Raw genomic sequence first — 21,863 nt, forward strand, 5'->3', positions numbered from 1 at the left:
TCCGTCACGCTGCATTTAACAGGAGAAATTCCCGTTATGGGCTTGACTCTCGTTCAAGGAGGTGTGTCTTCTCGTTCTACCTCTGGGATTGGTTCTCGTTCGAGGAGGTGTGTCTTCTCGTTCTGTTTCTTCATCTGCCGCAGGCCGAGAAAATATCAAAAAAAAAAAAAACGAAGCAGGCACCGGCCTGCTTCGTTTTTTTGGCGTTAATCCCGCTCCTCAGTCGAGAATGCATCCTTAATATTATCCATGATTTCCTCGACCGCATCGCTCACCATATCTGTCGGCGTCGTATCCTCTTCATCGGGGAGGGTCGGAATCGTATCGTTGCACACGTGATCGAAATAATGACTTTTATCCATGACAATAACCTCCTGTAAGGTTGTTTTTTCCTGAATCTGTATCCCTTATTCACCATTTTCGAAAGATTTGAAACACCTAGCAAAAGGACTTGCCATATCGCCATGAATGGAGTAAATTAAACCTATATGAACTAATATCAACCCAAATAAACGATCCGAAGGAGCGATTTTCACATGGATATCCGCTATGCTTCCCACCCGAACGAAGTCAAACAATTCGACACAGAGCGTCTGCAAGCCGAGTTTCAAATTAACCAACTGTTTGTCCCTAACGAGATTAAATTAGTATACTCTCACGTTGACCGTTTCATCATCGGGGGCGTTCTTCCAATTACTGGTTCCCTGCAGCTGCAAGCTGATAAAAAAGAAATGGCAGCCGACTACTTCCTGGAGCGCCGCGAAATCGGTATCATCAACGTTGGCGGACGCGGTACGGTTACCGTTGACGGCACGGTTTACAACATGGATCCTAAAGATTGCATCTATATCGGACTTGGCGCCAAAGAAGTTTCCTTCGCCAGCGAGAACGCCGCCGAGCCTGCCAAATTCTACTTCAACTCCACACCGGCTCACAAAACATACCCTACGGTCAAAGCGGCAATCAGCGAAGCAACGCCCGCTCACCTGGGCAGCATTAACACATCCAATGAGCGCACAATCTACAAATACATCCACCTGGACGGCATCCAAAGCTGTCAGCTTGTTATGGGTATGACGCTTCTGAAACCGGGCAACATGTGGAACACTATGCCTTCCCATACGCATAACCGCCGTTCCGAGGTTTACTTCTACTTTGATATGCCGGAAGATGCCGTCGTTTTCCACATGATGGGCGAGCCTCAACAAACGCGTCACGTCGTTATGCGCAATGAGCAAGCGATCATCTCCCCAAGCTGGTCCATTCACAGCGGTGTGGGCACGAACAACTACACCTTCATCTGGGGTATGGCCGGCGAGAACCAAATGTTCGACGATATGGACGCCGTCGCAATGAAAGATTTGAAATAATCGGTCATCTCTCTTTGGGAAAGTGATGATATCCGATGAATCCTTTACGCAGATATGAAGTCATTATGGAAATACTCCTGGCACAGAAAGAAGTGACCGTTAACGAGCTTAGCGAACGACTGGACGTGACAGGCAAAACCATTCGCGAAGACCTGGCCAAGCTGGAGGAGAAAGGGCTGCTCGTCCGCATTCACGGCGGCGCGATGCTTGCCCAGAGCGACCAGCTTGGCATTCTCTCGGCGAAGGAGCCGATCGTGAAGCATGCCGATGAGAAATCGGAGATTGCCGCAATCGCGCTGCGGTATATTCAGCCGGGGGACATCATTGCCCTGGACGGCGGGAGCACAACATTGGAAATTGCCAGGCGGCTGGATAATCAGCCGCTTACTGTTGTGACGAACGATTTGCACATTATTGCCGAGCTGCTTCATAAAGAGGAAATCCGGCTTGTCGTTCCCGGCGGCTACCGGCTGCGCAATATGCTTGCAGGTCCTGAAGCCGTGGCCTATGTGAACTCCCTCAACATTCAGAAATCGTTCATCTCTGCGACAGGCGTACACCTCCAGCATGGATTTACGATTTATACGAGCGATCATGCAGATTACAAGCGGGCGCTGATCGGTTCGAGCGCAACCGTCTATGGTGTTGCCGATCACTATAAGTTCGGCCAGTGCGCCCTTCGCACTTTTGCCTCTCTCTCCGAGGTGGCCATGATTATTACCGATAGCCAACTGCCTGCGGAAACGGCCAAGCAATACCGTGATGCCGGCATTCAAATCGTCACGAATTAGTGAGAAGGAGTACTTATCATGACACTTTTTAACCTAGCAGGAAAAACAGCCTTCGTAACCGGCGCATCCGGCGGTCTGGGCCAAGCGATGGCCATCGGCCTTGCGGAAGCAGGCGCCAACGTCATTGCCGTCTCCTCTTCCGAAAGCGTAGCCACGGTCGAAGCCATTCGCGCTCTTGGCGGCCAAGCGGAATTAATCGCGGCAGATCTGAGCAACGAAGACATTCTCGAGGATGTTGTGGCTAAAGCGATCGGCATTTACGGCGGGATCGACATTCTCGTCAACAATGCAGGAATCATTCGCCGTACGCCGGCGGCCGACCATGCCCGTCAAGACTGGCACGATGTCATCGATCTGAACTTGAACTCCGCCTTCTTCCTGTGCCAGCTGATCGGACGCCATATGATCGAACGCGGAAGCGGGAAAATCATCAACATTGCCTCCATGCTCACGTACCAAGGCGGGATCAATGTACCTGGCTACACAGCCAGTAAGCATGCGATCGCCGGTGTAACCAAAGCTTTGGCGAACGAATGGGCAAGCAAAGGCGTGCAAGTGAATGCGATCGCACCAGGATACATGACGACGAACAATACGGCACCGATCCTGAAGGACGAGAACCGTACGAAGTCGATCACGGAACGCATTCCTGCCGGCCGTTGGGGTGCTCCGGAGGATCTCAAAGGTCCTGTCGTGTTCTTGTCCTCCAGCGCTTCCGACTATATGAACGGACACGTGCTGTGCGTGGACGGCGGATGGATGGCGAGATAATGGGAATCGGGACGCTCGCACATACCGTCGGTCATCTTCCGCTGAACCAGCTAACCGAGAAGCTGCGCGGACGCGGCATTGATTTCGTCCAACTGGCTCTTGGCAAAGCTATCAGTGATATCGATACAAGCTTAGGTAAGCTAAGTCCCGGACTTGCCAGCCACATCGGCGAGCAGTTCAACAACGCCGGCATTCGCATCGGCGTACTCGGTTGTTACATCAATCCGATCCATCCGGATCCGGAGCAGCGCCGCCGCGAAATCAATCGGTTCAAGGAGCATCTGCGCTATGCCCGGGATTTCGGAACGTCCATTGTAGCGACGGAGACGGCCGACTTGACGACCTATCTTTCTCAGGATGCTGAGCGCTACGAAGCGATCGGTTGGCAGCTTTTTAAACAAACTGTCGAGGAGTTGGCTGAGGAAGCGGAACGTTGGGGCGTGCACATCGGTCTCGAACCGGTGTTCACACACACATTGTCCAGCATCGAAAAAATGGTTCGGATCATGGAAGAAGTACCGTCCAGCAACATAGGCGTCGTATTTGATCCGGTCAATTTGCTGCCGCCTTCTTCTTTGGACACGCAAGAGGCTTTCTTGGATGAAGCCTTTGCCGCTTTTGGCGACCGCATCGTGCTGGCGCACTTGAAGGACGTTGCCGTCCAGGACGGTAAGTTGATTCAGCTGCGGTCCGGCCAAGGGATTTTCCAAACCAAGACATTCCTGCAGAAACTCCATCAGGCCAAACCTGGCGTCGACATTTCTTTGGAGCAGCTTACAGATGAAACGATAAATGAAACACTGCATTATGTAAGAAACTTGCTGTAGCAGCAATAAGCCCCGTCCTCCGATTGGAGGATAGGGGCTTTCCTGCATTTATTTCTGAATGTCAGGTTCCGTTATCACTTCATACTTGTCGCCTAAATACGACTGCAGCGCCTTCAGCGCGGCAACGCCAACCGCAATATCATCCTCGCCGGCCCCGCCGCTTACTCCGATTCCGCCTATGACGCTTCCGTTCACTACGATCGGGAACCCGCCGACAAAAATGGCAAATTTGCCGGGCATCATCGCATGGATACCGAACGCTTCACCATCGGCCGCCGCCGGACCTCCCCGCCTATTGAACAGATGCGTCGAGCGCCGATGGCCGCTCGCGGTGAATGCTTTGGCCATGGCCAGTTCCGGGCTCGTATTGCGCGCGCCGTTCATTCGTTCCATGGCGATCACATATCCGCCGTCGTCGACGATGCAGATCGTTTCCGCGGCATGCGCAGCGGCCGCCGCTGCAAGGCCCGCCGCGATCATTACTCGCGCTTCTTCCAATTCCAGCTTGAATACAGATTTCATTCCCAGCCGCCCTCCCAACATTCCGACACGATATGACGCCAAACCCTCTTTCATACATATGGAGATGCGGGAGGATTATGTCTGGATCTGCGGCTCTGAACCCTACCAAAACAGCCTATCCGGCTCAGCTGAGACCGAATAGGCTGTGATGCGATGCGATGACTGGATTACCCTTGAAGCTCGAACACTTCAGCCAGCAAGCGGTATGAATGAACTCTGGCTGCAATATCATGAATTGGCGAAACAACCATGATTTCATCAGCCTGATAAGCCTCGTTGAGCCGCAGGATCTCCGCTTTCACCTGCTGCGGTGTGCCTACGATCCGTTTGTGCTGGCGGTCCTGGATCATAGCCAAATCTCCTGGCGTGTACGGATAATTCATCGCTGTTTCGACCGATGGGAAGGACGGCAATAGCGCGCCGCGACCAAGCGAGAGGAAGAACAGGTCCGTGCTGGTGGCCAGCCGTTTCGCCTCCTCTTCCGTATCCGCACAGATGACCAACACGGCTGCCAACGAATGCGGCTTCTCATTTAAATTAGACGGTGTAAAATGTTCGCGGTAAATGCGCAAAGCCTGTTCACAATCCGCATTCCCGAAAAATTGTGCAAAACCGAAGGCAGCCCCTTGATCGGCAGCAATTCGGGCGCTGTCGTAGGAAGAGCCCAGCAGCCAAATCTCCGGCGCTGTCGCAATGATTGGCGAGGCATGCAGCGCCGCGAACCGGTGGTTGGCCGGCAATGAATCGTACAAATATCCGGTCAAATCAGCAACCTGCTGCGGGTATTGATCAACGCTCGTATATTTACCTTCCTGCAGTGCGCGTGTCGATATCGGCATGCCGCCGGGAGCGCGTCCCAACCCGACGTCGATCCGCCCGGGATGCAGCGCTTCGAGCAGGCGGAAATTTTCCGCTACTTTGTACGCGCTGTAATGCGGCAGCATAATGCCGCCGGAACCGAGACGTATCCGGTTTGTTTTGGCAGCCAGATGCGCGATCAGCACCTCCGGACTCGAATGCGCAAGCGCCTGCGAAGCATGATGCTCCGATACCCAATACCGCGTATACCCCAACCGGTCCGCTTCTTGCGCCAGCTCTGTCGTTTCAACGAGCGTTTGTGCCGCCGTGCGGCCTTCCCCTATTTGTGATTGGTCCAAAATCCCCAATTTCAACATCGTAAATCACCTCTGCCTTAACTGTAACACAAATAGGAACAGAATAGCAAAAGGTGACCTGGACGCTATTGAGCGACACGTGACCGCCGCTTGATCAAGGAGGATGAGGGCAACCGGGCTGCCCGCTCGCGCTGCTCTTCATTTTGCAAATAAACCGCTACCCCTTCGAACGCTTCTTGCGCATCCTCCCCCTCTATCTCCAACAAAATCGTAGCATTGGGAGGAACCGAAAGACTTAGTGACACGACACCGAGATGCCCTTTGGCATTGAGCATTCGCCCTTTGGCCCCCACATAAATCTGACTTTTGAATCGGTTCGCAATCGTAACAAAGTTAAGTACTTGATCTATCGTCCACGGCCGGTTCATTTCAAATGACCACTCAATTTTCATTTTCATTCGCTCCTTTATGAATGTCTTGATTCTGCATGATGCCATAAAAAAAAGCATGGATTCCGCATCCACGCTTCCGGTTTTCCGGTCAGTTCGGTTCGTTACAATTTCAGTTAATTCCAATAAGTTTACTAAGGTTTAATTTGTTGCGTTAATCTTATCATCGCCAACTGAACTTTGTCAACCTTTCAACTCCTTGAAAAAGGAACGTGGCTGCACTAACTTTGGAACAAAATTCCAATACCTTATGCGAAATCGCCGACTTCTCCATTGCGTTCAAGCAGCGAATCGAGTGCCTCGATCCCTTTACTAGCAGCAAATATGAAGCCATTCATAAATTTCTGATGGAATTAGCCATGATTAGACAATATCTCTCAATTTACACCTCTACCAAAAATAGCCGTTTGATGATAGTTTAAGATATACATCAAAGCGAGGGAGAGATCAGAATGAGAACCATTTATGAGAATTACCGGGGCTTTAAGATCAGCAAGGAAGATAGCACATATAATGCGATCTATTCGGACCGTGTGGTGTTTAGCCGTTGGCAGCTGAGCCAGGTTCTGGATACGGTCGATCAATACGTAGAGATAACGGACAGCAGCAATTCATCAGAGAACGAGTTTGGTTTGCCGCAAAACTAAACGACTACATATGTACGGAGCCCCGGAACGGGAATACATTTGAAAGCTGGCGGAGGATCTTTCCGCTGGCTTTCTGGCTTTTGCGAGGCACCGGTGTGTGTATTTGGGTGAGTGGTACAGGATGCCAGGATGCCATGAACGATTACAGGAATTCCTCCTGTTAATTTTACCTTAAGGAGCAGTTATAGCAGGATAACTGGAATGTCTCCCGTTAATCTGCCGCGTTGTCGCTTTGCAGAGGCATTTTCGTGCGAAATAACGTGACAATTTCCAGTTATGGCAGCTAGTAAACGGGACTTCGAAGATTTTAACGGGAGAATTTCCTGCTGTTCGCTAGTAGGGGCTGAGGATGGAGCAACTATCCGGGCTGCCATCGGAGCAATACGCAGCCACTTCCGGCCGTGAACTGTGGTTGATGTAGATGATGCGTGCGTTCTATGTAAGACTTGAGCGTTTGCGTGATATGAAGTTGTGATGTGGATGACTTAGAGTAGCTTGACTTGTGGTGGAGTTGTGGTTACTTAGAGTAGCTTGATTTGTGGTAGAGCTGTGATTACTTAGAGTAGCTAGATTAGTCAGGCGCGTTTAAGTGACGTCAGCGAGCGGTGCGGATGCTATGACTGTTAACAGGAATTCCTCCAGTTAATTTTACCGCAAAGAGCAGTTATAGCAGAATAACTGGAATATCTCCCGTTAATCTGCCGAAATGTTCCTGTGCAGAGGTGTTTTCGCGCAACCCCGCCTTAGGCCGGGGGCTGCTTGATTTCATTTTCATCCCGCATCGACGGAAGCTCAATCCGGGCACATACCCCCTGATCGTCACGAAGACTGTAATGCAAGCCGTAACGCTTGCCGTAATGCAGTTGGATCCTCTTTTGCACGTTAATGATGCCGAAGCCCCGATTGCTTTCCTTCCCGCCCAGAATGGCGTTCATCAGCTGGATATCCGCTTGCCGGTAGCCGTTATCCTCAACGCTGAGTGTAACGATGCCGCCGCCACTTCGCACCTTAATCCACAATTCCCCGTCCTGGCTCATGTTCTTAATGCCGTGGAGGATCGCATTCTCAATAATCGGCTGCAGGATGACCTTCGGTACGAGGAACTTTTTCGCCTCTTCCTCAATGTCCCAATGTACCTTGAACGCATATTCGTACCGGAACAATTGCAAACGCACGTAAGCTTCAGCGTGATTGATCTCCTCCGCCACCGGAATGAGCAGCTTGCCTTTACTCAATCCGATCCGCATGATGAGCGATAAATCTTTGATCATTTCCGCCGACTCCGCCGCTCCTTCCATGAAGGTATGCCAGTAGACGGATTCCAAGGTATTGTAGAGGAGATGCGGGTTAATTTGCGTGTGCAGAATCGACAGCTCAATCTCCTTATGCTTCAATTCCAGCTCATATTGATCGTATATCGTCTGATTTAACCGGTCCGTCATCCGTATGAAATGGTTGCTGAGCAGCACGATCTCGTTCTTGCTCTCCGAATGCATCGTAATGGCCAGCGGCCTGCCGGGGTGGTACGAGTTGGTGATGCGCGCCAGTCTGGAGATCGGCTTCAGAATCGACTGAATAAAGTACATGGACGCCAGAATGAGTATAAAAAAATAAATGACCATGATCCAGTGCACCAGCTTCTGTACGCTGATATGATCGATAATGATCGATTGCACGGGGACGCGCATCAGCAGCTTCGTATTCGTCACTTCGCTCGTATGAAGCACATGCATGTATGCCACGCCATCTTCCTTCAGCTTATAGACGCCTTCCGATTTGCCCGCCGCTACGGGGACGCTATCGCCAATCTCGAATTTAGGCGTATTCGTCGCCAGCACGACATTGTTCGGATTCAGCAGCATGATCTGGGCGTCGGCGTACTTCTCGAATGGCGTGAAATCCTGCTGCAAAGGCGTCTCGATACCCGAAACGACCAAATAGCCGATAACACTTTCGCCATGATAAATGCTGTTCATCTGTCTCATATACGCGACGGTTTTCACCTTGTTCGGATTGTAGCCGAATTTATCGATGATCTGAAGCACGCCTTTCCCCTTCGCCTGGCTAACTTCACGGTACCAAGAAAGCGCATCCAAATCCGTCGCATAAAAAATGCCGTTGTTTAAAATATCGGGATTCGGCACGAACGAATACTGCTTATCCTTATCCGAGAAAAACATCGAATACCGGATCGCATTCGTCGAATAGTTGTTCAAATATTTATCCAATGTCTTGAAAATTTCAAACCGCTCATATTCCGAAAAGGAAGGCAGACTGGCAAGCTGTTGAATCTCTTGGGAGATCATGATTTTCTCGGTTTTTTCGTCGAAATCGCTGCTTTCCCGGTCGAGCGTAAGGTGGCTGCCCCGCACCAATTGGAGCAAAGCATTCCCCACCTGCTCCTCGGTAATCGATTCGAGCTTCTTGGCGACAACCAGATCCAGCACCAGGATCGGGATGACGACGAACGTGATGAGCAGCACAATCAGCTTTTTCATCAGATTCATATTACGCAGCATTTGCAACATACTTACTTACCTGCCTTTCAACCGCACGATCTGCTCCCTACTTCGATACTTGGCACACAATCTCCTTTAAGCATAAGAGAACGCCACCAGAACGGAGTTCTGATAAGCGTTCCTCGACTATCCTTTGACGCTGGATACCGAAATGCCCCGGATAATGAACTTTTGAAAAACGAGAAAAAACAGCACAGGCGGCAGCATCGCCATCGTCAGCACAGCAAAGCGCACACTCCACGGAATGACCGAGGTCGGATAGACGACATACAGATAGATGCCTGTGGCGAGCGGGTACATGCTTCTTTCGGTCATCACCAGACTTGGCCAGTAGAAATCGTTCCATGTCGCGGAGAAAGACAGCATGAGCAGCGTCCCGATAATCGGCGTGGACAGCGGTACGGCGATCCGGACGAACGAGGAGAACTCCCCCGCTCCGTCGATTCGCGCCGCTTCCAGAACTTCTTGATGGATGCCGTCGAAGAAGTTCTTAAGCAGCAGCATGAAGTACGCATTCGCTGCAGCCGGCAGCCAGAATGCCCAATACGTATTCAGCATGCCCATACTCTTCAAATTAAGCAGGTTCGGCACCATATAGGTGGCCGGGGGGATGAGCAGCGTCGAGAAGAAGAACAGCGTCACCCACCGTTTGAAAGGCACTTTCAGATGCGACAGCGCGTATGCCGCCAAACCGATCAGAAGCAAGGATACAGCCACATTGCCGACATAGATGAACACCGTATTTTTGAGAAAAGTAAGGAGCGGCAGGTCAAATCCCGTGAAAGCGTCCTTATAATTCGTCCATACCCAGCTCTCCGGAAGAAAGGTCGGGGGGAAAGCGAAAAACTCCTCACGTGTTTTGAGCGAGCCGAAAAATGTATCGAAGAAAGGATACAGCATCGTCAGGGCCATCATCAGCAGCAGCAGCACCATGAGTGTATAGCCGGTGCGGACGGGGCCTTTTTTCATATCGTACCTGGAAATAATGCCGCGTTCTTGATGCTTCATGCCTTCTCACCTCTGCGCTGGAGCAAATTATACAGGACGGACAGCAGCACCAGGACGAAAAACATCAAACTGCCCATAGCGCTTGCTTTGCCGAAATCAAGATCGCGAAAAGCCGTATGGTTCAGCCACAGCAAATAGGTCAGCGTCGCATTATTCGGTCCGCCGTCGGTCATCGACAGCTGCGCTTGAAAGCCCTGCGATGTCGTGATCACCTGCAGCATCAGCAGCAGCATCATTAACGTGCGAATGCTTGGCAAGGTGATGTAACGAATACGCTGCCAGACGCTAGCTCCATCGATCTCCGCCGCTTCGTATATATCCCTCGGGATACCGACGATCGCAGCAATATAGATGAGCGTCGCTGCGCCGAAGCTCTGCCATGTCTCCATGACAACGATGGAGCCCATCGCCAGCCCAGGGCTGAAAAACTCCAGCTGCGGAAGGCCGATACGCTGCAGGAAGGAGTTGATCGGCCCTACCGCATCGTAAAACCACTGCCACATCCCATAGAGCACGATAGCCGGTATGGCGCTGGGCAAGTAGCCGACGATGCGCGCTCCGCCTTGGAACCGCTTCAGTTCCGTGACAGCGATCGCAATCAGCGGCGGTATCCAGAAACCGATAACAATCCCGAGCCCCATATAGATCAACGTATTTTTGACCGACATAAGCAGCAGCTCATCCTGGAAAATATTCAAGTAATTAGCCAACCCGATAAAATGATTGCCCTCGACAAAATCAATATTGTAAAAGCTGTAGATAATTCCTTTGACAATCGGCACCCACAGGAAAAGAATAAAGATCACGAGCTCCGGGAGTATGAACAGCGTCCCCCACAAATACCAATTGATTTTCTTTCTCGCTGATTTTGCCGCAACTGCGGGCTGTGCGCTCAATTCTGCACTCATCTGCAACACTCCTTATGAAATCGGACCTAAACCGCTGACGGCTTAGATCCGAATCGTTCCGGCCGTTATTCGACTTTGACTTTGTCAAATACTTCGGTTTGCACTTTGTTCGAAGCGTCGGCCAACGTCTTTTTCAAATCGACGTCTTTGGTTGTGAACACTTTCTGGATCACATTGGCCATCTCTGTGTAGTATTTTTGCGCTTCGTACTGCGCTTCCGGTTTGCCGTCCCATAAGGAGATCAATTGCGGATCATATTTGAATACGTTGTCATACTTCGCCAGAAGGTCCGTATACTTCTTGCCGAATTCGGAGGAGTCTTTCCAGTAGTTAATCGGCTGCGGAATGTACACCCGTTTCTTCGTTTTGCGGTCTTCGATTTCTTTCTGCGTTGAGTTCAGGAAATCGTCCGTGAAATATTCGTCGGTAATCCATTTGAAAGCAACCGCCTGCTGATCCTTGTCGCTCTTCGGATTGATCACGCGGTAGTTGCCGCCGAGCACGCCGGTATGCTTGCCGCCTTTGGTCAATGCCGGCATCGGATACACGATCAGATCCTCTTTGGCAATGCCGCCTTCATTAATGGCCGTGTCTGCCGCGTTGCCGCTTCCGCACATGACCATCGCGCCGCGCCCTTGCGAGAACGCGTTCAAAGCATCACCGTAACCGAGCGCCCAGTTTTTGGGAATGAGGTTCTCGTCCTTGAGCTTTTTATAAAATTCAAGCGCTTTCAATCCAGCTTCGGAATTGAATACACTGACGACCATGCCGCCGTCAAGCTTCTGCACGTCGCCGCCCGCCGCATACAGGAAATTCGTCCAGTTCCACCCTGCCTCCGGCCCCTTGCCCATCGGAATGAAGCCTGCAATCCCTTTGGCCGGATCGTTGATTTTCCTCGCTGCTTCAAGCAGATCGTCCCATGTCCAATCCATCGGAGGCAGCTCTACGCCTTTCTCCTTGAACAGCTTCTTGTTCAGCGTAATCGTCATCACGTAGCCGTCAATCGGCACGCCGTACGTTTTGCCGTTCACGACAAAAGGCTTGGAGAGCAGATCGTTCATATCTTGAGCATGTGCCCAGGCATTCATCGAATCGGTAATGTCAGCTACCCATTTCTTGTCAACCAGCACCTTGCCTTCGGTCGCATACGTCGTATACTCCGTCGGCGCGCTGTTGGAGGCCATCTTAATGCCGATTTCCAGCGGATTGTACTGCCAATCGTCTTTCTTGAACTCGACGTTCGGATTTTTCGCCTTAAAGCGGGCGATTCGCTGATCGAGCTGATCGTTCTTTTCCTTCTGATCCGGCTTGAACCCTTGTGCGGTAATGGTCACTTTTTTCGCTGGAGCCGCTGTAGCGGTCGTTCCTCCGGTTGTTGACGGGCTCGTGCCTGGCGTGCTTGGCGCGCTCGTCGCCGCCGGCTGCGTCCCGCATCCTGCGAGCAGGACCGTCAGCGCAATGACACCGAGTGCGGATGTTTGTTTGGCTTTCATATGTGGTTCCCCTTTCCAATCATGTAATCTTAAGTACTGCTGCAATTACGATTATAAAGGGAGCCCTGCTCTGGAGCGATGTGCCCTGTTACGCTTATCGTGTCGCATATTACGTACCGGATGACTTCAATTCCGAAATATTCATGCCATAATGCTTCTTGAAAATTTTGCTGAAATGCTCCGGCGACTCGTACCCGATCTCTTCGGATATTTCGTACCGGCGCTTGTCGGTCGTCAGGATCAGCTGCTTGCCTTTCTCCATGCGCAGCTGCGTCACATAATCCCAAATATTGATGCCCATCACTCTTTTGAACAAATAGCTCAAATAGTTCGGACTCAAATGCACGCTGTCGGCGATATCCTGAAGCTTCAACCCCTTGTTGCAGTAATGAAGCTCAATGTATGTTTTGGCATGATAAACAATCCGGTTATTGGCCTCGTCGACCTGCGTGTTCGTCATTTGCTGCTGATTCGTCGTCTTGCCGATATCCTCGATATAGAACATGTAATGGTCTTTCTGCTTTTCGCCCCAAGCCAAACTCTCCATGGCTTCATCGTAAATGTGCGGCCACTGTACGATCCCTTCGCGAATACGGGAAATCCCAATCTGGCACTTGACATTGACATACTTCTGCAGATTCGTATGCACCATCTGGGCCATCATCAGCATCTGGTTCATGCCAAGGGTGCCATGCTTCACTTCCTCCGGCATTTGCATCAGCAGGGCGAACGTTGAATTGTGCGTATGAATAACAAAATGGCTCCATGAGCCTGCCGTCTCTGTCATAATGTTGAGAGCAGCGTACTTCAGCAGGTTGCGGTCCTTCAGGGTCGATATGGGCTCGTCGCGAATGCCGCCACGGTCCAGCGACAGCTTGATCAACAGCATGCTGAAATGTGTGCCGGTCAAGCGGCCGCCAAGCCTCTCCCGAATGTCGGGCACCTCGGATTCATGAACGGTGCCGGTAACAATTTCGCTTAAATAATAGTTTAACTGCAGGTCGGTTACGTCTGCGATTGTGCTGCCCGTTTCCCAATTCGAGAAATGCTGCTGCCGCTCATCCTTCTCTTTCAACAGCTTGGATGTGACGGACAGGAGCTGCGGCGGAGTGATCGGCTTGACCAGATATTCCTTCGCTCCGAAACGGATCGCTTTCTGGGCGTATTCAAATTCACCGTGTGCCGATAAAATGACGATGGGGATCGACGGATCCTCCATGAATATATTTTCAATCAACTCAATGCCGTTCATTTGGTCCATTTGGATATCGGTAAACACGAGATCGATCTTCTCCAAATGAATAAAGTCCAACGCCTCAAAACCGTTATACGCGATAAAAACTTCGCCGATATCCAGCTTGGACTGCTTCAAAATCGCCGCCACGCCTTTGCAAATCATCGGTTCGTCATCCACAACCAAAATATTGACCATTTTGCCACCTCTTCATCCTTCACAAGCATCCTCTTCATTGTATGGTACAACGGACGGGTTTCCAATGAGTTTTATTACGATCAACGTGTCGGATATAGCGGGAAAGCCAACAATAAAAAACCGCCCCCATCGCAAGCGATGAGAACGGTTTAATCCCATTCATCTTTATTTCATTTGCTGCAGTAAATTGACGCGGTAGGCTTCGCTTTCCAAGCCTTGAATTTCCTTGTACTCTTCCTCCGTCAGCCTTCTCGGGGTACCGACCGACTTGGCGATCATATAAATTTTCGCGCTTTCCTCCATCACTTCCGTGCGGTAGTAAGCTTCGCGCAAATTTTTGCCGGTGGTCACAAGCCCGTGATTTTTCAGCAAAATAGAGCTGTACCGGTCCGCTTTCTCCGCTACGAGATTGGCCAGCTTGTCGGTCGTCGGCACGACGTACGGCACGAAGGCTACGTCGCCGACCAGCGCCGCTTGGTCCGGGAACAGCATCGGCAGTTCGTCGTCAACGAGCGTCAAAGCGATGCAGTAAGCCGGATGCGTGTGCACGATGGCGGTCATATTCGGATTAACACGGTAGCAGAACAAGTGCATCAGCACCTCGGAGGACGGACGATACGTTGTGTCCAGAATAGTCCCCGAAGGAATATCAACCGGCACCCACTGCTCCGGCTCGATATCCTCAAGCGCGAAGCCGCTCGGCGATAGGAACATCTTATCTTCGAATCTTGCGCTTATATTGCCGCCAGGACCTACGACGAGGCCTTTGGCAACGCTTTTGCGGGCATATTTCGTTAATTCTTCTCGGATGTGCTGCTCAGACATTGCTCTTTCAGCTCCTTACAGAATGGTTGGCAATCACTTGCCGATAGGTATGGTAAGCTTCCTGCCACTGCTCTTCATCCTTGGACGCGTACCGATCAGGCGGGAACGAATCCCTTACGGCTTGGCGGATTTGATCGAGTGACGAGACCTCGCCGTGCGCTTTGACCTGCATCATGATATTGCCGATGGCCGTCGCCTCTACAGGACCGGCGATAACCGGACGCCCCGTCGCATTGGCCGTCAGCTGGCAGAGCAGCTGGTTTTGAATGCCGCCGCCGACCATATGAATCGTTTGCAGCTTGCGCTCCAGCAGCTCTTCGATTTCGTCCAGCGTTTGTTTGAATTTCATCGCCAAGCTGTCGACAACACAGCGGATAATTTCCGCTTTCGATTGCGGAACGGATTGCCCCGTCTCCGCGCAATAGCGGCGAATACGTTCCGGCATATTGCCGGGAGCGAGGAATACCGGGTCTTGGGCGTCGACATAGCTGCGCAGCCCCGGCTCCGCCTTGGCGATCTCCTGCATGTCGGCGAAGCTGAGGGAAACGCCCTCCAGCTCCCACTGTCTCCGGCATTCCTGGAGCAGCCACAGGCCCATAATATTTTTGAGCATGCGAATCTTATGCTCGGCCCCGCCTTCGTTCGTAAAGCCGTACTGGAGACTTGCTTCCGTCAGGATCGGCTGATCGAGCTCAACACCCATCAGCGACCACGTGCCGCAAGAAATGAAGGCGTAGTCCGTCTCCAGAGACGGTATGGAAACGACGGCAGAAGCCGTGTCGTGAGAAGCCGAAGCGACGACGGAGACCGGCCCGATCTGCAGCTCCTCGGTAATCTCGCTGCGCAATTGGCCTTCGATCGTCCCGGGCATCACGATGCTCGTGAAGAGGCTGTCCGGGATGCCGAGCCTGTGCAGCAAGCTTCGATCCCAGTCTCTTGCCGCTGAATCGAGCAGCCCGGTCGTGCTGGCGATCGTGTACTCCGTGGAGCGGACGCCGGACAAGTAGAAACGGAAAAGGTCCGGCATCAGCAGGAGACGCACATCGTCCGGGAGGTCCAGCCCCTGCTCGCTTCTCTCGGCGTACAGCTGAAAAATCGTATTAAAGGATAAGGGCTGAATACCTGATCGGCTGTATAGATCTTGCTGGGAAGTCTGCTCAAGCAAAGCTTCCATCGCTTGGGCATTGCGGGCTTCCCGATAGTGATACGGGTTGCCGAGCAATCTTCCCTTGCCGTCAACGAAGCCGTAATCCACACCCCACGTATCCACGGCAATGGATGCGGGGCTGCCTGTTTCATGCTGTTTGAAGGCGTGAATGCCTTTTTTGAGCTCATGAAAAAGTCTTAGAAAATCCCAATACAATCTGCCGCTCAGTTCAACCGGATCATTGGCGAAGCGATGAATCTCTTCGACTGTCAGCTTGGAGCCGTTCCAGCGTCCCAGAATCGTTCTGCCGCTGCTAGCCCCGAAGTCGACGGCCAACATGCCCAGCGAATTCGTGCTCATGTTCGTGCTCACCGGCGCCACCTCAATTCGCGTTACTTATATAATGGACCGAAGGAAGCGCAAGCTCTGAAATCCGCGCCTTCCGGATCGGACGTGCCGAAATTGCTCCATACGCGAGGACGGAAGATGTGTTCTTTGGCCACGTTGTGCATGGATACCGGGATTCGAAGTATCGCCGCCAGCGTGATCAAATCGGCGCCGATATGGCCATAGCTGATCGAGCCGTGATTAGAGCCCCAATTATCCATAACGGAATATACATCCGTGAACGAGCCCTCGCCTGTCAGAATCGGAGCGAACCATGTTGTCGGCCAAGTGGAATCCGTACGGTCGTCCAACGTCTTATGAACATCCTCAGGCAAATCTACCGAGTAGCCCTCTGCCAGCTGCAGCACGGGACCCAATCCTCTCACAAGATTGATCCGGGACATCGTAACCGGCATGCCGCCTTTCGTCAGGAAATCCGAAGAGTAGCCGCCTCCGCGGAAGTATTCAACGGAAGCCGGACGCCAGGATGTCGCTTTCAAGCATTTGTCCACTTCCTCGTCCGTAATCTCCCAGTAAGGCTTCATAGCCGGCTTGCCGTCACGCGACTGCTCGCCTGTTCCGTCCAGCGCCGCAGGACCGGAGTTGATCAAATGCAGGATACCGTCTTTGGCAGCGCCGCTTAAGGTGTGACCGGTTACCCGTTTCACTGCATCCGGGCTCCAGTATGTTCTTACGTCGGCGAAAATTTGCGCCGTATTCGTCAACAGATTGCCGAACAGCATCGCAACCCCGTTCAAGCTGTCGTTCTCCGTAGCGACCAAATAAGGCGCGCGCTTCCCGTTCCAGTCGAAGGACGTGTTCAGGATCGCCTCCATGAAATCTCCGTTCGGGAAATGATCCGTCCAATGCCGCTGTCCTTGGAAGCCGGACAGAATAGCATTGTGGCCCAGCGCCTCTTCGCCGAATTCGAGATCGGCCAGACGCGGGTTGCCTACCATAAGATCTCGAACGATCAAGGACATCTTCACGACCGTTTCCCAGTCCTGATCTTTTTTCTCGCGCGACGTTTGGATCTCGGCCGGGTTCTTGTCCGGACCTTCCGCACAATTTTCTTTCACCCAGTTCAAGGCCAATTGGTACTCTTCCGGATCGAAAATTTCCTCATCGATTCGGCGGACCAATTCCGACATGTCCACATATTCGTTGCGCATGCCGAGGTAGTTCTGGAACAGCTCCTCGTTGACGATCGAACCGGCGATGCCCATGGACACGGAGCCGATTGCGAGGTACGATTTGCCTTTCATATAAGCGGCTGCGAGGCCGGCTTTGGCGAAGCGGATCAGCTTCTCTTGAACATCCTGCGGAATGTCCGTCGTTCCGGCATCCTGCACGTCCTTCCCATAAATGCCGAACGCCGGAATTCCTTTCTGCGCATGACCGGATAGAACCGCTGCCAAGTAGACGGCGCCCGGACGCTCTGTGCCGTTAAAGCCCCAGATCGCTTTCGGTGTCGACGGATCCATATCCATCGTTTCCGTTCCGTAGCACCAGCAAGGGGTAACGGTAATGGATACGCCTACGCCCGCTTTGGCGAATTTGCTGGCTGCCGCCGCAGCTTCCGCTACGCCGCCGATGCATGTATCTGCGATGATGCATTCGACGGGCTGGCCGTTCGGATATTTCAACGTCTCGCTGAGCAAAGCGGCCACGGCTTTCGCCATGTTCATCGTCTGCTCTTCGAGCGATTCGCGAACACCTTTTCTTCTACCGTCGATCGTTGGCCGGATGCCAATCTTCGGGAATTCCTGATTCCATCTGTGCGTGCTGTTTGCCATCGTATGTTCCTCCTAAGTTTTGAGTAACTGCATGGATATGCTGACACTTTATTGACACGATTAGAGAGTTACCGATAATTCAAACTATGTGGAAATAACGCCTTTTTTCAAAATAACATTGGCGTATAACGCCTTCTCGCTCGTTGCCACGATGGCGTAAGCTTGCTTCGCTCTTTCATAAAAAGCAAAGCGGTCCATATGCTCAATCGCTGGTGTCGAGTGCTTGCGAATCAGATCCGTATAAGTGTCCCAAATCGGCGTTTCCACCTTGTCACCCGGTACAACCGCCATCAAAGCGACCGGATGTTCACTGTACGTATCTAGCGGGAACAGCGATAAAACCGCTTCCAATAATTCCGGTACACCATGGCCGTCGCAGCGAAGCAGGCGATTCGTGTGACTGGCGGCCGGGAAGTTGCCGTCCGCCAGAACGATTTCATCGCCATGGCCCATCTCCATCAGCACCTTCAACAGCTCAGGCGACAGAATGGAGGGTATCCCTTTCAGCATATTCATAACCTCCTCAAATCATGTGTGTTATCGATAACTCAAAATTAACAACTTTAAGCCTTGCTGTCAATCTTTAATTTCTATACAATAGACGAATAGCAAGAGACAAGGATAAACGACATCGTCGTCCTTCCGATCAATCGAAAAAGGTGACGTTACTTGATTACAATTTATGATATCGCAGAGAAAGCCGGCGTTTCGGCTATGACCGTTTCGCGGGTTATCAATAACACGGGGAGGATCAGCGAAGCGACTCGCAAGCGCGTGCGCAAAGTCATGGAAGAGCTCCATTACATCCCGAACTCCATGGCGCGGAGCCTCGTCCTCCAGAAGACCAAAATATTGTCGCTGCTCATTACGGATATTACGAATCCGTTCTATACAACACTTGCCCGCGGGGCCGAAGATACGGCGCTGCGGGCCGGATACCGGCTGCTCTTCGCCAACAGCGACGAGGACTATGCGAAGGAGAAAGACTATGTCGATATGATGCTGTCGACGCGGGTGGACGGCGTGCTGTTCGCGCCGACCGGGGATCATTCCCTGGAGAACTTGCTCCAGCTGCGGAAGCATAACATCCCTTTCGTCGTGCTGGACCGCGAAATTCCCGGCATCGATGCGGATGTCGTGCTCGGAGACAGCAAAGAGGGCGCACGCAAGCTCGTTGAGCATTTGATCGGCCTGGGGCACCGCCGCATCGCGATGATCAACGGGTCGCCGGATGTATCTACGGCCCGCCTGCGCTATACCGGTTATCGCGAAGCGCATCTGCTGAACGGGTTAACCGTCGAAGACTCGCTTGTGGTCCATATGAATTACCGGGATTTCCATGACGAATCCGCCTTGGACGCCCTGATCCATCACGAGGATCCGCCTACCGCAATATTCGCAGCCAACAATATGCTGGCTGTCGGCGTCATCCAAGCGCTGCGCAAGCGCGGCATGCAGGTTCCCCGCGACGTGTCGGTCGTCTGCTTCGACGACTTCGGACACGCCGAGGCGATCAACCCGTTCTTGACGGCTGCGGCGCAGCCCGCCTACCAGTTCGGCGCGCTGGGCATGCAGCTGCTGATCGAACGCATCGAGGGCGATGCGGCTCTAGAGAATCGCAAAATGATTCTTCCTTCCGAGCTGCTCATCCGATCATCCACGCAAGCTGTTCAATAGACGGCTCTGCGTCACTGCGAACATGAAAGGTGAAAGGAGTTCCTATGAACCCTCCAGTTAAGCAAGCGCTGCAAACGACCATCGACAACTGGAACGCAATGACCGCTTCCCACGGCGATGAGCAGGAAGCCGTAGCGGACCAGTTCCAGTCCTCTTTCTACGCATTCATCGAAGTTTTCCGAGACTGGGTTCTCTCGCTCTTGCCGCGTCCCCATACGGTGAGCGAACTGTTCGATTTGGATATGGTTCAAGACATCCTGGACGTCCTGCCCGCTCCCCTGCACCTCAATTTCGAGACGGAAGCCGAGCTGATCCTGGACAATTTGCTGAGAGTCGATGAGGACAAATACGATTAAGCTCCGCATAAACCTTAATGAACGGGATCATTTCCCATAAAGAAAAAACTGTCCCCGAAGATCAGCAATGACCTTCAGGGACAGCCCTATACGTTTTTATCTACGAAAGAAACGTGATTCTGCTCGGCGAACTTCTTCAATCTAGCCGCCATTGCCGCAACATCGAATCGGTTCAGCGTTCGATTATATACCCAACGAGGCGACTTCCCTTTCAGATGGATCACAACTTGACCCGGAGCGTACTCAATCTCGTTAATATTGTCCGCATTAAGAATTAACTCGCGGGCAAACCCCCGCTTCGACAGACTCGACTTGCTTACCTTCAGATATGGCCTGCGAACAAAATAGACGAATACCCCCACAACCAAGTAAGCCAAAGTCGTATACCAGTACATGGCATCTCCGCTCGTTTTAGTCAATGTTAGCAATAGAAAAACGGAAACCAGGACGAAAAACAACGCTAATATAATACTTCTCCCCTTGAATACCTCACTGCGATCCGGATCTGTGGAGATCGGGGCGATCCCTCTCTTCGTTCTGTCCTTGTTTAATTTCTTCGTGTTCTTGCTGACCATTCGTTCCCACTTGCGTGACATGCTGTTCACTCCTTGAATTCTGCTTTTCTGCTTTTCTGCTATTCTGCTTCTCCTCAACTTGCCGGTCCGTTCATTTCAACATTCGATGCACTAGCCCTTCATACCACTTCCATGGCAAAAGGCTTCGCGCCCACAGCCCCATCCGGACACCGCGTCCAAGCGGATACCGCAGCTTCGGGCGGGGGTTGTCCACAAGGTGCGTAATGTGATCGGCAACCTCCTGCGGATCCGGAGCGGTCATAGACGCTTTGCGCGAATATGCCAGCATGCGGCTTAGCCGCTGCGCGTAAGGCGAGTTCTCCGGCGCGTGAACGGACTCGAAGCCTTTGCGCCATATATCCGTCCGGTAAGCGCCAGGCTCCACAAGGACCACACGCACGCCGAACGGCATCATCTCCAAGCGCAGCGACTCGCTAAAGCCTTCGATCGCGAACTTGGACGTGCTGTAAGGCGCATATCCCGGAAAAGCGGAAAGTCCGCTAACACTGCTTACGTTCACGATGCAGCCTGACCGTTGAGCCCGCATATGCGGCAAAACCGCTTTGGTCATCGCGATCACGCCGAAGACATTCGTCTCCAGCTGAGCTCTCCACGCTTCCATCGGGACGTCTTCCACGTAGCCGCCGAGCGCGAAGCCCGCATTATTCACGAGGATATCGATCCGTCCGTGATCTCGCATGACGGCCTCTACAGCTTGTTCAATCGAAGGACTCACCGTTACATCTACGACCATCGTATCGATATAATCTCTAACCCCGGCACGCTGGGCCTGATGCAGCAAAGCCTCGCTTTTGCCCAAGTCGCGCATCGTTGCCATGACGCGGTACCCTTTCTGAGCCAGCGCGACGGATGTGATTAACCCGAACCCGCTGGATGCGCCGGTTACCAGAGCGACTCCGCGTGTAGAACGCATTTGCGCTGCCCCCTTCTTATTGAGCGCTACTAATGAGCACTACCGATGAGCACTACCCTCCATAATCCCATACAAACCGCATATTGTCGATGTAAAAGTTGTGAAACATAATCATCCTTCTTCAGGCATGCCCATATGGTTGAGGTTTTAATCACTTGTGAATGCCGCAGACGATCGGGCGGTAAATTCGGGTGGTTTGCGGGTGGTTTGCCCGCTAGCCGGCTCTGCCGCCGGCAGCCCGGCCGCTCTAACGGACACAGCGGCCGTTATCCGGCGTTATCGGGCTGTTCCGCGAAGGCTAACGGACACAGGTG

At 52.3% G+C, this 21,863-nt stretch carries 22 protein-coding genes; 7 read left to right on the forward strand and 15 right to left on the reverse strand.

Going from position 1 to position 21,863, the window contains the following annotated elements; genetic code table 11:
• Nucleotides 1-206: 206 nt before the first annotated feature.
• Nucleotides 207-362, reverse strand: a complete 156-nt coding sequence (locus PUT07_RS17060) for a hypothetical protein (RefSeq protein WP_274469501.1) — start codon at nucleotides 360-362, stop codon at nucleotides 207-209.
• Between the two features lie 174 nt (nucleotides 363-536).
• On the opposite strand from PUT07_RS17060, the gene kduI reads away from it, so the two are divergent.
• Genes kduI through PUT07_RS17080 form a run of 4 tightly spaced genes read left to right on the forward strand, consistent with a single transcriptional unit; the run spans nucleotide 537 to nucleotide 3,759 of the window.
• On the forward strand, nucleotides 537-1,370 hold the full coding sequence (gene kduI, locus PUT07_RS17065) for a 5-dehydro-4-deoxy-D-glucuronate isomerase (protein ID WP_274469502.1): 834 nt from the start codon (nucleotides 537-539) through the stop codon (nucleotides 1,368-1,370).
• Nucleotides 1,371-1,405: 35 nt separating this feature from the next.
• On the forward strand, nucleotides 1,406-2,161 hold the full coding sequence (locus PUT07_RS17070; protein WP_274469503.1) for a DeoR/GlpR family DNA-binding transcription regulator: 756 nt from the start codon (nucleotides 1,406-1,408) through the stop codon (nucleotides 2,159-2,161).
• Between the two features lie 18 nt (nucleotides 2,162-2,179).
• Nucleotides 2,180-2,932: a 2-dehydro-3-deoxy-D-gluconate 5-dehydrogenase KduD gene (kduD, locus tag PUT07_RS17075; protein WP_274469504.1), complete on the forward strand. Its 753-nt coding sequence runs from the start codon at nucleotides 2,180-2,182 to the stop codon at nucleotides 2,930-2,932.
• The gene (locus tag PUT07_RS17080; protein ID WP_274469505.1) at nucleotides 2,932-3,759 is read left to right on the forward strand and encodes a sugar phosphate isomerase/epimerase family protein; all 828 of its coding nucleotides are present in this window, start codon (nucleotides 2,932-2,934) and stop codon (nucleotides 3,757-3,759) included. The genes kduD and PUT07_RS17080 overlap by 1 nt, the downstream gene beginning before the upstream one ends.
• Nucleotides 3,760-3,807: 48 nt before the next feature.
• Here PUT07_RS17080 and PUT07_RS17085 read toward each other — a convergent pair whose 3' ends face one another.
• The 3 genes from PUT07_RS17085 to PUT07_RS17095 all read right to left on the reverse strand — a co-directional run bounded on the left by PUT07_RS17085 (nucleotide 3,808) and on the right by PUT07_RS17095 (nucleotide 5,848).
• A complete protein-coding gene (locus tag PUT07_RS17085; protein ID WP_274469506.1) occupies nucleotides 3,808-4,281 on the reverse strand; it encodes a GlcG/HbpS family heme-binding protein in 474 nt (157 codons plus the stop codon).
• A gap of 167 nt (nucleotides 4,282-4,448) precedes the next feature.
• Nucleotides 4,449-5,456 carry an LLM class flavin-dependent oxidoreductase gene (locus PUT07_RS17090; protein ID WP_274469507.1) on the reverse strand — a complete coding sequence of 336 codons (1,008 nt, stop codon included), beginning with the start codon at nucleotides 5,454-5,456 and terminating at the stop codon, nucleotides 4,449-4,451.
• A gap of 65 nt (nucleotides 5,457-5,521) precedes the next feature.
• Complete coding sequence (locus PUT07_RS17095) at nucleotides 5,522-5,848, reverse strand: HPr family phosphocarrier protein (RefSeq protein WP_274469508.1); 327 nt, start codon at nucleotides 5,846-5,848, stop codon at nucleotides 5,522-5,524.
• Between the two features lie 449 nt (nucleotides 5,849-6,297).
• On the opposite strand from PUT07_RS17095, the gene PUT07_RS17100 reads away from it, so the two are divergent.
• Nucleotides 6,298-6,492, forward strand: coding sequence for a hypothetical protein (locus PUT07_RS17100; RefSeq protein WP_274469509.1), 195 nt, complete (start codon nucleotides 6,298-6,300; stop codon nucleotides 6,490-6,492).
• Nucleotides 6,493-7,235: 743 nt separating this feature from the next.
• On the opposite strand, the gene PUT07_RS17105 is transcribed toward PUT07_RS17100, so the two are convergent.
• From PUT07_RS17105 to fucU, 9 genes are all read right to left on the reverse strand, one after another.
• Nucleotides 7,236-9,020, reverse strand: a complete 1,785-nt coding sequence (locus tag PUT07_RS17105; protein ID WP_274469510.1) for a sensor histidine kinase — start codon at nucleotides 9,018-9,020, stop codon at nucleotides 7,236-7,238.
• A gap of 117 nt (nucleotides 9,021-9,137) precedes the next feature.
• Complete coding sequence (locus PUT07_RS17110; RefSeq protein ID WP_274469511.1) at nucleotides 9,138-10,019, reverse strand: carbohydrate ABC transporter permease; 882 nt, start codon at nucleotides 10,017-10,019, stop codon at nucleotides 9,138-9,140.
• Nucleotides 10,016-10,927 (reverse strand): carbohydrate ABC transporter permease, encoded by a 912-nt coding sequence (locus tag PUT07_RS17115; RefSeq protein WP_274469512.1) that lies wholly within the window; start codon nucleotides 10,925-10,927, stop codon nucleotides 10,016-10,018. The genes PUT07_RS17110 and PUT07_RS17115 overlap by 4 nt, the downstream gene beginning before the upstream one ends.
• A gap of 65 nt (nucleotides 10,928-10,992) precedes the next feature.
• Entirely contained in the window at nucleotides 10,993-12,420 is a 1,428-nt protein-coding gene (locus PUT07_RS17120) for an ABC transporter substrate-binding protein (RefSeq protein ID WP_274469513.1), read from the reverse strand.
• Between the two features lie 109 nt (nucleotides 12,421-12,529).
• Entirely contained in the window at nucleotides 12,530-13,852 is a 1,323-nt protein-coding gene (locus PUT07_RS17125) for a response regulator transcription factor (RefSeq protein WP_274469514.1), read from the reverse strand.
• Nucleotides 13,853-14,017: 165 nt separating this feature from the next.
• Complete coding sequence (locus PUT07_RS17130) at nucleotides 14,018-14,677, reverse strand: class II aldolase/adducin family protein (RefSeq protein WP_274469515.1); 660 nt, start codon at nucleotides 14,675-14,677, stop codon at nucleotides 14,018-14,020.
• Nucleotides 14,678-14,684: 7 nt separating this feature from the next.
• On the reverse strand, nucleotides 14,685-16,196 hold the full coding sequence (locus PUT07_RS17135; RefSeq protein ID WP_274469516.1) for a rhamnulokinase: 1,512 nt from the start codon (nucleotides 16,194-16,196) through the stop codon (nucleotides 14,685-14,687).
• Between the two features lie 20 nt (nucleotides 16,197-16,216).
• Nucleotides 16,217-18,007: an L-fucose isomerase gene (locus PUT07_RS17140; protein ID WP_274469517.1), complete on the reverse strand. Its 1,791-nt coding sequence runs from the start codon at nucleotides 18,005-18,007 to the stop codon at nucleotides 16,217-16,219.
• A gap of 84 nt (nucleotides 18,008-18,091) precedes the next feature.
• Nucleotides 18,092-18,517 (reverse strand): L-fucose mutarotase, encoded by a 426-nt coding sequence (fucU, locus tag PUT07_RS17145; protein ID WP_274469518.1) that lies wholly within the window; start codon nucleotides 18,515-18,517, stop codon nucleotides 18,092-18,094.
• 159 nt (nucleotides 18,518-18,676) lie between these two features.
• Here fucU and PUT07_RS17150 point away from each other — a divergent pair, with 159 nt between their 5' ends.
• Both PUT07_RS17150 and PUT07_RS17155 read left to right on the forward strand, forming a co-directional pair.
• On the forward strand, nucleotides 18,677-19,684 hold the full coding sequence (locus PUT07_RS17150) for a LacI family DNA-binding transcriptional regulator (RefSeq protein WP_274469519.1): 1,008 nt from the start codon (nucleotides 18,677-18,679) through the stop codon (nucleotides 19,682-19,684).
• Nucleotides 19,685-19,728: 44 nt separating this feature from the next.
• Entirely contained in the window at nucleotides 19,729-20,040 is a 312-nt protein-coding gene (locus PUT07_RS17155; RefSeq protein ID WP_274469520.1) for a hypothetical protein, read from the forward strand.
• A gap of 86 nt (nucleotides 20,041-20,126) precedes the next feature.
• On the opposite strand, the gene PUT07_RS17160 is transcribed toward PUT07_RS17155, so the two are convergent.
• Both PUT07_RS17160 and PUT07_RS17165 read right to left on the reverse strand, forming a co-directional pair.
• A complete protein-coding gene (locus tag PUT07_RS17160) occupies nucleotides 20,127-20,636 on the reverse strand; it encodes a hypothetical protein (protein ID WP_274469521.1) in 510 nt (169 codons plus the stop codon).
• 70 nt (nucleotides 20,637-20,706) lie between these two features.
• Nucleotides 20,707-21,549 carry an SDR family oxidoreductase gene (locus tag PUT07_RS17165; RefSeq protein ID WP_274469522.1) on the reverse strand — a complete coding sequence of 281 codons (843 nt, stop codon included), beginning with the start codon at nucleotides 21,547-21,549 and terminating at the stop codon, nucleotides 20,707-20,709.
• Nucleotides 21,550-21,863: the final 314 nt, after the last annotated feature.

Origin of the sequence: Paenibacillus sp. MAHUQ-63, from assembly GCF_028765165.1 — a bacterium.
GTDB lineage: Bacteria > Bacillota > Bacilli > Paenibacillales > NBRC-103111 > Paenibacillus_E.